The following is an 11,920-nucleotide window of genomic DNA, read 5'->3' as shown; positions in this document are numbered from 1 at the left end:
AGAGTTGACTAATAGAAAGGATGAGGAGCATGAAGTTAGCTATTGCATGTGATCATGGTGGATTTTTGCTCAAGGAAGCAGTGAAGAAGTATTTATTAGAACAAGAAGTAGAAGTAGAAGATTTTGGTTGTCACAGTCGAGGAAGTGTAGATTTCCCAGACTATGCCAAAAAAGTGGGAGAATCGATTGTTAGAGGGCAAAATGATTTAGGAATTCTTTGTTGTGGAACTGGTATCGGAATGAGTATTGCGGCAAATAAAATAAATGGTATACGAGCAGCTGTAGTTGGAGATGTTTTTTCCGCGAAAGCTACTAGGGAACATAATAATAGTAATGTCCTATGTTTAGGAGAGAGAGTGACAGGAGAAGGTTTGGCCTTGCTAATAGTAGAAACATGGCTTCAGGCGGAATTTTTAGGTGGAAGACATGAAAGAAGAGTCGGAGCTATTGGGGAATTAGAGAAATACCTATGTTGATAGATCGATAAAGCTTATAAAGATAAAAGGATGGAAAACAGCTAATCAATAGAAATCTATAAGACTAAATAAATAACGGTAAACAGGGGGCATCCATTTTGAAGATAGGCATCATTATTGCAGGGCTACTGCCTGCAGGGGTAAAGCAGATTATTCATAAAATGTTTAATGAATGGACTCCAACTCATCAATTATTTGGGATTGAAGTGAATAAAGAAACAGGGAAAGCGGACTATCTTGAATTTATTGTGAATAATGATTCTCCCTATTTAAGTGATTCTGTATTGAAGCCATCACCATTAGTAGACAATATCAGATGGGAAGAAATCTGTTCTCCGATGGACAGTATAATTTTTATTGGCGATGAACAGGCAAAAGAACGATGGACGCAGACATTTGCAGCGAGCGAAACGATCCATTCCTTATATGTTCCTGTCTCTATTTATAATAATATCAAAGGTTCAGATTGGTCTTTAGGCTATGACACCGCAATTAATAGTATCACGCAAATGGTTCTGAAGGTAAAAGATACCATTCATTCGCTAAAATATGATAAACCAAGATTGTTTGGTTTTGCTATAAACGGGTTCCCATCGAATCATATGCTCCAAGATATTTCCATGGCGGTAGATGGTCATTTTTTAGCAAATACGGATGAATTAGAAGAAGTAGAGCTTTTATGCAATAAAATCGATAATAGTTTTAATTCTCTTCAAACTTCTTCTGTACTAGTTTATAGTCATTTAAACAAAGCAAGTGTAGAGAAGAACCTGATTCGCTCTTTAAATGTGGATTGGAAATACACGGAAATTGATGAAGCTCTGTGCATGGGAACCAATCCAACAACAATTGACCGAATTTTAGCAAACGAAATAGCGGAAATCATTTCATTATGGATAAAAAATGATAGTCCAACAGGAGAAATAGCAGTTAAAAAAGAAGGAGTTCTTTATTTAAATAAAAATTACGAAGGAATGATAGTATGACTAATACAGTTGTTGCAAATGTAGAAAAACTAGCAGTTAATACAATTCGAACATTATCCATTGATGCTATTGAAAAGTCAAATTCTGGTCACCCAGGAATGCCAATGGGGGCAGCACCAATGGCATACACATTATGGGCAAAGGAAATGAATCATAATCCGGCTAATCCTAATTGGTTTAACCGTGATCGGTTTGTCTTATCAGCAGGACATGGTTCCATGCTTCTTTATAGCTTGTTGCATTTATTTCAATATGATGTAACGGTTGATGATTTGGAAAATTTTCGTCAATGGGGAAGTAAAACGCCAGGTCATCCAGAGTTCGGCCATACTCCAGGTGTGGAAGCAACTACTGGCCCATTGGGACAAGGAATCGCGATGGCAGTAGGAATGGCAATGGCAGAAAGACACTTGGCAGAAACTTATAATAAAGAAAATTATCCAGTAGTAGATCACTATACGTACAGCATCTGCGGTGATGGCGATTTAATGGAAGGAGTATCGGCAGAAGCAGCATCTCTTGCAGGCCATTTAAAATTAGGTAGATTAGTAGTATTATATGATTCCAATGATATCTCGTTAGATGGTGATTTGCATCTTTCGTTCTCTGAAAGTGTTCCAAAACGTTTTGAAGCATATGGATGGGAAGTTATTCGTGTGGAAGATGGAAATAATATAGAAGAAATTCATAAGGCTATTATAAAGGCGAAACAATCAGATATTCCTTCTCTCATTGAAGTGAAAACCGTAATTGGATATGGTTCTCCAAATAAAGGCGGAAAATCTGCATCACATGGTGCACCGCTTGGAGCTTCTGAAACACAATTAGCAAAACAAACGTATGGGTGGGCATATGAAGAAGCATTCTATATTCCAGCAGAAGTATCGGAGCATTATGCGGCATTAGCACAAGCAGGCGCAGATAAAGAGAAAGCATGGAATGAACTTTATGAAAATTATAAAGCAGCCTATCCGGAATTAGCTGCTCAATTAGAATCAGCAATCAAGGGGAAATTACCAGCTGATTTGCAAGCAAAGCTACCTGAATTTACTGCAGGGGAATCGATGGCAACAAGAGAATCTTCTGGGAAAACGATTCAAGCAGCAGCGAAAGAACTTCCATTTTTATTTGGTGGCTCAGCTGATTTAGCAGGATCCAATAAGACGTTAATGACTGCTGAAAAGAACTTTGCTATCGATGGATATGCTGGTAGAAATATCTGGTTTGGTGTACGTGAATTTGCAATGGGTGCTGCATTAAACGGATTAGCACTACATGGTGGTGTAAAAGTATTTGGCGCAACATTCTTCGTATTCTCTGATTATTTACGCCCAGCAATCCGCTTAGCAGCATTAATGAAACTACCAGTAACATATGTATTCACACATGATAGTATTGCTGTCGGAGAAGATGGTCCAACACATGAGCCAATTGAACAATTGGCTTCCCTACGCGCTATGCCAGGATTATCGATTATTCGTCCAGCAGATGCCAAAGAAACAGCAGCAGCATGGCAACTGGCATTAGAAAGTACAGATACACCAACAGCACTAGTATTGACACGTCAGAACCTGCCGACTCTCGACTTAACGAAGGGAGAAGCCTACGAAGGGGTGAAAAAAGGTGCATACATTGTTTCCCCAGCTCAAGGAGAAGCGCAGGCATTAATTCTGGCAACAGGATCAGAAGTATCCCTTGCAATCAATGCACAAGCAGCTTTAGCAGAAGAAGGAATTTCTGTAAATGTGGTAAGTATGCCAAGCTGGGATCTTTTTGAAAAGCAATCTCCTGAATATAAAGAAAGTATTCTGCCAGAAAGCGTTCAAGCACGTGTTGCTATCGAGGCTGGTGCATCACTTGGCTGGAGAGAATATGTCGGAGCAAAAGGAGAATGTATCACCATTGATCATTTTGGTGCTTCAGCTCCGGCGGATAAACTTTTCCAAGAGTATGGATTTTCGGTGGAAAATGTTGTAGCTAAAGTGAAAGCTTCCATGGCAAGAAACTAAACATTAATGAATAAAAGCTAACGACTGTAATGGGTTGTTAGCTTTTTTAGTATAAAAAACTAGTATATAATTAGAAAAGCAGATAAAAAGATAGATATTTCTTCCACATAGTCTTTCTATTACCATATGAGTAGAATATAATAGATTTATACTATCAAAAAGATTAAATTCCTTTATTTCGAGGAATGAATAGATTGAAAGCTTATTGTAAGGATGGAGGAAGTTTTTATGTGGCAAGATTGGCTGCTTGAACTATTAAAAGGATTTGGTAAATTATTTTTGAATCCTGTTTTTTATTTATCATTTCTATTTGCCGCTTTTTTAGGGGTTTCTAGAGTGAAAAAAGAAAGAAGAAATTTCACAGTAAGAGCACAGGATGCTTATTTTGAACTGAGACAATTACTTCCACGAGGGATAATTGTAGGGCTATGTGTTTCTATTCTTTCAATTGGTCTTGTTTTAGTAGTTCCAATGGAATTTATTATTTTCACAGGAATTTTCACCATAATATTTGCTTTAATTGGAAAAACAAGAATATTATCACCTGTTTACACGGCTGGTCTAGGCATTATAGCAAGTAGTGTGTCTGTTTTTCTTGGCTTGGATTATTTCTTGTTTTCTAAAAGCAATCTTCAGCCTTCTGAGTATATTTTTCCAACGGCAATTATCTTATTAGGATTATTGATTATTTCCGAGGGAATATTTGTTCGTGGAAACGGAGTAAAAGGGACTTCCCCGCGATTAAAGAAAAGTAAACGAGGCCAAGTTATAGGTGTTCATTTACTTGAAAGAGCATGGCTCATGCCGGTGTTTTTATTTATCCCTTCAGGCGTACTGACAATTCCATTTGAATGGTGGCCTATGTTTACTATTGCCAATCAAACCTATTCTTTAATTTTCGTTCCATTCTTGATTGGCGCAAAGCTAGAAGTGCAAGGAGAGCATCCTATTGTTGCTATTAGAAATGTGGGGCGAAATCTAATTATCCTTGGTTCTTTTGTCATAGTAGGTGGAGCGGCAACTTATTTATACCCGCTTGCATCACTTGGTCTAGTGTTTGTAGCAATTATCGGTCGTGAATGGATTACCTCAAAACAGAGAAATAAAGAAAAAAACAGATCCTTTTATTTTTCTAGAAAAAATAATGGGGTAGTAATTTTAGGAATTGTACCAGATTCGCCTGCTGATAAAATGGGACTTAGAATTGGAGAAATGATTTCGAAAGTAAATAGTATTCCCGTTCAAGATAAAATTCAATTGTATAAAGCTTTACAGAAGAATTCTGCCCATTGTAAATTGGAGGTCTTTGATAGTCATGGCGAAATTCGTTTCGTACAAAGGGCTCTATTTGAGGGCGATCACCACGAATTAGGTCTGTTATTGATTCCGGATGAAAAAGTTCATGGAAATGAAGCAGTGTAAAAATGTACTGTCTGCTGAATGTTCAAGTAGATTTAATTTTGCTAATCATCTTAAGTAGAAAAAATAAATAAGCCAGCAAGAACCAATCCAAAATGGAGTTGGTTCTTTTTTATGTAAAAAACGCCACTGTGAAGATGGAAAAAAAATCCTTCTAAAAGTGTACACATATTACTTCCACCTCCTTATGTTAACATTATAATCATAGTGTTAATATCAGTATTCGTATATTTTGGATAAGTACATAAGTACTTAATAATTAGGGTATTAATAAAGAAGTATAGATAGTATCCATGATTAAAATCCAAAATATTAATATATAGCTTAAACTTGCTCAATATTTCACTAAGGAAAACAGGAGGGAGAAACATGGAGTTTGATACAGTCACCATTAGCAGGATGATTACAGCAATGACCCTTATCTTTCACATTATCTTTGCTACATTAGGGGTTGGAGTACCATTGTTTATTTCTATAGCTGAATTTATCGGTATTAGAAAGAAGGATAAGCATTATGAATTGCTAGCCAAAAGATGGTCGAGGGGATTTGTGATAACGGTTGCGATTGGAGTAGTAACGGGAACAGCCATTGCTCTACAGCTATCTTTAGTATGGCCAAACTTTATGCAGCTTGCAGGTAATGTCATAGCACTGCCACTATTTATGGAAGTATTTGCATTTTTCTTTGAAGCGATTTTCTTAGGAATTTATTTATATACATGGGATCGCTTTAAAGGGAAATATACGCACTGGCTATTAACATTACCAGTTGTAATTGGTGCAGGGATGTCTGCGGTTTTTATAACGACAGTAAATTCTTTTATGAACTCGCCTAATGGATTTACTATGGTCGATGGAGAATTTGTTGCGGTTAATCCGTTAAAAGCGATGTTAAACCCATCATCACCGACTAGAATTTTTCACGTCTTAGGAGGTTCCTATTTGACTGTAGCAGCTATACTAGCAACGATTGCTGCTATTGCGTTATTGCGAAACAAAGGTGCACGAGAATATCATAAAAAAGCACTAAAGATGACGGTTATCGCTATGTTTATCTTTTCCGTAATTACTGCATTAGCAGGGGATGTATCGGCCAAATATTTAGCCAAACATCAGACAGAAAAGCTAGCTGCAGCAGAATGGCTATTTGAATCAGAAGAGAATGCAGATCTCCTTCTATTTGGATGGTTGAATGATGAGAATGAGGTCGTTGGAGCGATTCGAGTACCTGGCTTTTTAAGCTTTTTAGCACATGGCGATTTTACGAGCGAAGTAACAGGGTTAGAAGCTACCCCAGAAGGAGAAAGACCGCCATTGGTCATCCACTATTTATTTGATTCGATGGTATCCATTGGATTCTTCCTTTTAGGAATCTCGTTCTTATATATTGTATTAGCTAGGTTTAAACGCTGGAACCAGCATAATAGATTAATGCTATGGTTAATCGCTATTAGTGGGCCGCTTGCCATGTTAGCTGTAGAACTTGGATGGGTTTTTGCAGAATTGGGAAGACAGCCATGGATAGTAAGAGGATATATGACTGTGGATGAGGCAGCTACATCATCTCCTTATATTTTGCAGATGTTTTTTCTATTTCTAGCACTGTATATAGTCCTTGGCACTCTATTTACGATCACCTTACGAAAATTATTTAAAGACAATCCAGCAGAACTGGAGTTAGAAAAGAACTACCCTGAATGGAAAGAGGGGATTGAAAAATGAGTTATGAGGTAATCGGGATTACGGTACTATGGTTATTTCTGTATGGCTATCTAATTGTAGCATCGATTGACTTTGGCGCAGGATTTTTTGCTTATTATGCAAAGATTACAAAGCAAGACCATATCATTAATCAAATCATTTCACGTTACCTATCACCAGTATGGGAAGTAACGAATGTGTTTTTAGTTTTCTTTTTTGTAGGTATTGTTGGTTTCTTTCCTTCTTCAGCCTATTATTATGGCTCCGCATTGCTGGTACCTGCAAGTTTTGCAATCGTTTTGCTAGCTATTCGCGGTTCCTTTTATGCTTTTGAAAATTACGGTTCTAAACAAAGTAATGTTTATATGTTTCTATATGGAGCGACAGGACTATTTATCCCAGCATCATTATCAGTCGCTTTAACGATATCAGAAGGAGGATATATTTCTGAACATAATGGCCAAGTTTCGTTAAAGTATTTCGAATTATTTACTAGTCCGCTAGCTTGGAGTATTGTTGCGCTAGCGATTGTATCTGTTCTATTTATTAGTGCAAGCTTTATTACTTATTATGCCTCAAGGGCAAAAGATCTAGCTGCACTTCAGTTAGTACGTAAATGGGCATTATTTTGGGCAACGCCAACCATTATTATGGCGTTGACAACAATGATTGCTTTAAGTCAGAGAAACCAAGTTAACTACGAAAATATGCTGGATTTATGGTGGGTATTTGGCTTATCAATGGGCTTTTTTATTATTGGGATCGGTCTATTATATATAGGCAGGAATTATGGGATTGCTTTTATTGCCATTATGCTGCAGTTTCTCTTTGCCTTTTTCGGATACGGAATGGCTAAATATCCTTATTTGCTCTATCCATACATCAATATTGAGGATAGTGCCACAAATCCATCCATGGCAATGGCGCTTATCATTGCCTTCATTGGAGGACTTTTACTGTTAATTCCGTCCCTAATATTATTGATGCGCCTGTTTTTATTCGATGCAGATTATGCCAAAGGAAAAAAATAAGAAGGCGGAATCATTATGCAAAATATAAAGAAAACAGTTTGGATGCATAAGAAAAAGATTTATTGTTTATTTGGACTAACCTTAATACTAGGATTTGCGATTGTTGCCCAGGCATATGTGATGACGTCCATTGTAGACGGTGTTTTCCTAAAAGAACAGTCGTTTTCAGCGATTATACCGTGGTTGCTGCTGCTGCTTATTATCCTATTTGTAAGGTCAAGTACCGATTATATAAGTAAACGAATTGGTGTTTCGATTGCGAGCAAGGTAAAAGGGGAAACACGAAAGAATTTATTAAAAAAATATGTTGCTAATTCTGTCCAGCTGAATGAAAAAGGACAGACAGGCGAAAAGGTAAGCATGCTTCTTGACGGTGTGGATGAGATGGATAGTTTTTATAGCCAGTTTATCCCCCAGGTTATGCAGAGTACCTTTGTGCCAATTTTAATGCTGCTTGTTATTCTTACTCAGCATGTGAATTCAGGGATTATTTTAATTGTTTCTGCCCCGTTTATTCCGATTTATATGATCGTAATTGGAATCAAAACCCAAAAAAAATCGGAGGAGAAGCTGGAAAAACTAGCTTCTTTTTCTGGTAAATTTTTAGAAACTTTACAAGGGCTAGTGACGTTAAAACTATTTGCTCAAACAAATCGGCAAAAAGGCGAATTAGAAAAAAGTAGTTTGAGCTTTCGCGATACAACACTAGAAATATTGAAGATTGCTTTTACACAATCCTTTGCACTTGAACTAATATCTATGCTAAGTATTGGAATTGTGGCTTTAGAACTTGCTATTCAATTAATTATTTATGAAAGTATTTCCTTTTTTACGGCTTTTTTGATATTAATATTGGTTCCAGAATTTTATACTTCCTTAAAAGAACTGGGTGTAACGTTTCATAATGGCAGAAGCAGCATGGGAGCGGCAAAAAAGGTATTAGAAGTGTTTGAAGAGGAAGATGAACCCACTTTATGGGGAAAGCAAACCTTTCCTAAGTGGAAAGTACCGCCAACCATTCAGCTTCATCAAGTTGATTTTGCTTATACGAATACTAACTTCCGACTACAGTCGATAACAGCAACTTTTTTACCTAAGCAGCAAATTGCCATTGTAGGCGCAAGTGGTGCTGGCAAGACAACCTTGCTTCACTTATTAGCAGGTATGATTACTCCTGAAAAAGGGACGATTTATATTAATCATGAAGCACTCACTAAATATACAGAAGCTGCTTGGTTAGAAAGGATTTCTTATATATCGCAAACTCCTTATATTTTTTCAGGAACGATTGGCGAGAATATTGCGATGGGAACGACAGAGGAAGTTGGGATGCAGGCAATTGAAACGGCAGCACAATTAGCGGGAATTGCACCACTAGTTAATTCATTAGAACATGGCTTTGATACTCGAATTGGTGAAGCTGGCAGAGGGCTTTCTAGCGGTGAAAAACAAAGAGTTTCGATAGCACGTGCTTTTCTGAAAAAGCCTCATATTGTATTGTTGGATGAACCAACGCGTGGACTTGACTTAGCTACTGAAAAAATCTTACAGCAGTCAATTCAAAAATTAAAGGAGACAGCTACGGTGATTACCGTTGCTCATCGTTTGCATACGATAAAAAATGCTGACCAAATTCTTTTTTTAGAAAATGGGAGACTCCAAGCTGTTGGGACACATGAATCATTATTAGAAATTTCACCTGCATATAAGGAGATAGTAATGATTCAAAAAGGGAGGGCACAGTAATGAGTGCGCTGCAGAAAATAATGAGATTAATGTTAATAGAGAAAAAAGACATTATTATAGCGGTAGTATGTGGTTTTATTGCTGGAATTAGCAGTGTCGGCTTATTTGCTGCAAGTGGTTATCTTATATCTAAGTCGGCATTAATTCCTCCCTTCTATACTTTAATTATATTAACTTCAACTGTTAAGTTACTTGGTCTTGTTAAAGCAGGAGCAAAATATGGAGAACGTCTTTCATCACATCGAGCAACTTTTACGATTTTAAGTAATTTGCGAGTGGCTTTCTTTGAAAAATTGACGCCGCTTATTCCGCAAATATTTCATAAATATAGAAGCGGAGATTTACTTGCGCGTGTAGTTGGAGATGTAGAAAGCTTGCAAAATTTCTTTTTAAGGGTGTTTTACCCACCGCTTGTGCTCTTACTTGTTTTTGTCAGCACGATCTTATTTACTAGTTTTTATTCCATCACCATTGCGCTGATTCTCTTACTTGGTTTTTTCTTGACGACAATTATCATTCCGGCACTATTTTCCTTAAAGCAGGTTAATATTAAAGGGAAAGTTAGGCATGCGCGAGGTGATTTATCCACCCATATTACAGAGGTGATGTATGGGTTTCGCGAATTAAAGCTGTTTCATCAATTACCATATAAACAACAACAGCTATTAAATCGTTCTGAATCGTATATCAATGAACAAAAACGAGAAAATTTAAATAAAGTATCGAGTCAATCATTTAATGGTTTTATCACGTTGGTTACAAGTTGGACTGTCATAGGAGTTGGAGCCTATTTAGTTGCGAATGGCATGCTTGAGGGGATATTTTTAGCAATGCTTGTTATGATTTCTTTAACTGTCTTTGAGTCTGCAGCTCCAATGGCTGTATTTCCAATTTATATGCAAGAAAGTAGAGATGCATCAAGTCGCTTATATGAAGTGGTAGAAGATCCTAGTTATAAAAAGAATCATAGTGATTCTGCTATTAATAAGTTATCTAGCCTTCCGCCATCATTAGAGTTTAAAGATGTGCAATTCACTTACATGGGGGATTGGCGCAGCACGATTCCTAACATATCCTTTACGATACCAGCTAGGTCAAAGACGGCAATTGTTGGTGCCAGTGGTTCTGGAAAATCGACTGTCCTTCAGCTGATCTTAAAGCTGCAAGAAGTAGATGCCGGAAATATTTATTGGGGAGAAGCAGATATAACATCTGTATCTGGTGAGGCTATATGGGAACAAACAAAAGTTGTCTTGCAGGAGAATTATTACTTTTATGGTACGATTCGTGAAAATCTTCAATTAGCTGCATCAGAACTTAGTGACACACAAATGGAAGCAGTATTAGCAAAGGTGCAGCTAGAACATTTTTCCCTAGATCATCGCGTATTAGAAAAAGGAGAAAATCTTTCAGGCGGAGAAAAACAACGCTTAGCTATTGCCAGAGCATTTTTGAAAAAAGGACATCTATGGTTATTAGATGAGCCAACCTCATCACTTGATGCACAGACAGAACAAACTATTTACAAAGAAATTTTTAAAGATGCTGATCAGGATACATTTATTATTGTCAGTCATCGTTTAAATGGCTTAGAGTCCATGGATCAAATTATTGTAATGGATCATGGCGAAATTATCGAGTGCGGTTCTTACAAGGATTTAATGGATAAGCAAGGTTATTTTTATCAAATGAAGGTACTAGAAGAAAGCTTGCTTTAAGGAAAAAATGAAAAGTTATTTGTTTTGAACTTTGCAAAAGATGGGAATAGAGAAACTGGCGGACCGAATCCATTGCATTAACTCACCGCTTGCCCTAGAAAGTGAAGTGTATTCAGTCTGCAGGTGATCTCCACTCCCATTACTTTTTCATGCGCTACATAGTATTTGTATCAATAACGTAACAATACTTTATATCAGAGGGTAAGCCCCGCTCTTAAGCCTCATAAATTTGATTTGCGGAAATGAAAGATTAGTGTAATCATTAATTGTGAACCCAGTTACATTGTTTTAGAGAAAAAACATTATTTACAAGAAGAAGAGGGAAGTAACGATGAAATTAGATGAATTTACAATCGGACAAACTTTTCAAACGAAGACGCTTTCATTAACGAAAGAAGAGATTATAAAGTTTGCAGAAGAATTTGATCCGCAGTATTTGCATGTAAATGAAACGAAAGCGAAAGAAGGAAGATTCAATGGCATAATTGCTTCAGGGATTCATACTTTAGCTATTTCCTTTAAACTATGGGTCGAAGAGGAGAAATATGGTGAGGATGTTATTGCCGGAACAGGGATGAATAACGTACAATTTATTAAACCTGTATATCCAGGTGATAAGTTGTATACGATTGTAAAAGTTCTTGAAAAAAAAGCCAATAAAAGTGCTACCGGTATTCTTACTGTATTGCTTAAGACGTTTAATGATAAAGAAGAGGAAGTATTTACAGGAGAATTATCTGTATTAATAAAACGATAAAAAAGAGGGAAATAGGCTGTCGATATACTCCTTATAAGAGTATTGGCAGCCTTTTTAGATTTTCCATTGTGACAGGT

9 protein-coding genes are annotated in these 11,920 nt (G+C 36.9%); all 9 read left to right on the top strand.

Annotated features, from left to right (window positions below; genetic code table 11):
• Positions 1-29: 29 nt before the first annotated feature.
• The 9 genes from rpiB (at position 30) to C2I06_RS13625 (ending at position 11,843) form a co-directional block, all read left to right on the top strand.
• The gene (rpiB, locus tag C2I06_RS13665; protein ID WP_123258220.1) at positions 30-476 is read left to right on the top strand and encodes a ribose 5-phosphate isomerase B; all 447 of its coding nucleotides are present in this window, start codon (positions 30-32) and stop codon (positions 474-476) included.
• Positions 477-574: 98 nt separating this feature from the next.
• Positions 575-1,462, top strand: coding sequence for a 6-phosphofructokinase (locus C2I06_RS13660; protein WP_123258219.1), 888 nt, complete (start codon positions 575-577; stop codon positions 1,460-1,462).
• On the top strand, positions 1,459-3,471 hold the full coding sequence (gene tkt / locus C2I06_RS13655; RefSeq protein WP_123258218.1) for a transketolase: 2,013 nt from the start codon (positions 1,459-1,461) through the stop codon (positions 3,469-3,471). The genes C2I06_RS13660 and tkt overlap by 4 nt, the downstream gene beginning before the upstream one ends.
• Before the next feature lie 228 nt (positions 3,472-3,699).
• Positions 3,700-4,893 (top strand): PDZ domain-containing protein, encoded by a 1,194-nt coding sequence (locus C2I06_RS13650; RefSeq protein WP_095330326.1) that lies wholly within the window; start codon positions 3,700-3,702, stop codon positions 4,891-4,893.
• Positions 4,894-5,259: 366 nt separating this feature from the next.
• Entirely contained in the window at positions 5,260-6,612 is a 1,353-nt protein-coding gene (locus tag C2I06_RS13645) for a cytochrome ubiquinol oxidase subunit I (RefSeq protein ID WP_095330327.1), read from the top strand.
• Positions 6,609-7,622: a cytochrome d ubiquinol oxidase subunit II gene (locus tag C2I06_RS13640; protein WP_123258217.1), complete on the top strand. Its 1,014-nt coding sequence runs from the start codon at positions 6,609-6,611 to the stop codon at positions 7,620-7,622. The genes C2I06_RS13645 and C2I06_RS13640 overlap by 4 nt, the downstream gene beginning before the upstream one ends.
• A gap of 15 nt (positions 7,623-7,637) precedes the next feature.
• On the top strand, positions 7,638-9,368 hold the full coding sequence (gene cydD / locus C2I06_RS13635) for a thiol reductant ABC exporter subunit CydD (RefSeq protein WP_123258216.1): 1,731 nt from the start codon (positions 7,638-7,640) through the stop codon (positions 9,366-9,368).
• Positions 9,368-11,086, top strand: coding sequence for a thiol reductant ABC exporter subunit CydC (cydC, locus tag C2I06_RS13630; protein WP_123258215.1), 1,719 nt, complete (start codon positions 9,368-9,370; stop codon positions 11,084-11,086). The genes cydD and cydC overlap by 1 nt, the downstream gene beginning before the upstream one ends.
• 331 nt (positions 11,087-11,417) lie before the next feature.
• Positions 11,418-11,843, top strand: coding sequence for a MaoC family dehydratase (locus C2I06_RS13625; protein WP_095330331.1), 426 nt, complete (start codon positions 11,418-11,420; stop codon positions 11,841-11,843).
• Positions 11,844-11,920: the final 77 nt, after the last annotated feature.

Source organism: Niallia circulans, from assembly GCF_003726095.1.
GTDB lineage: Bacteria > Bacillota > Bacilli > Bacillales > Cytobacillaceae > Niallia > Niallia circulans_A.
The sequence above is the reverse complement of the archived record's forward strand: the minus strand, read 5'-3'. Positions and strand labels throughout refer to the sequence as shown.

Bases quoted from the DNA above. Each gene is read 5' to 3' on its own strand.
- rpiB (WP_123258220.1), top strand. From the start codon at position 30: ATGAAGTTAGCTATTGCATGTGATCATGGTGGATTTTTGCTCAAGGAA.
- tkt (WP_123258218.1), top strand. From the start codon at position 1,459: ATGACTAATACAGTTGTTGCAAATGTAGAAAAACTAGCAGTTAATACA.
- C2I06_RS13650 (WP_095330326.1), top strand. From the start codon at position 3,700: ATGTGGCAAGATTGGCTGCTTGAACTATTAAAAGGATTTGGTAAATTA.
- C2I06_RS13645 (WP_095330327.1), top strand. From the start codon at position 5,260: ATGGAGTTTGATACAGTCACCATTAGCAGGATGATTACAGCAATGACC.
- C2I06_RS13640 (WP_123258217.1), top strand. From the start codon at position 6,609: ATGAGTTATGAGGTAATCGGGATTACGGTACTATGGTTATTTCTGTAT.
- cydD (WP_123258216.1), top strand. From the start codon at position 7,638: ATGCAAAATATAAAGAAAACAGTTTGGATGCATAAGAAAAAGATTTAT.
- cydC (WP_123258215.1), top strand. From the start codon at position 9,368: ATGAGTGCGCTGCAGAAAATAATGAGATTAATGTTAATAGAGAAAAAA.
- C2I06_RS13625 (WP_095330331.1), top strand. From the start codon at position 11,418: ATGAAATTAGATGAATTTACAATCGGACAAACTTTTCAAACGAAGACG.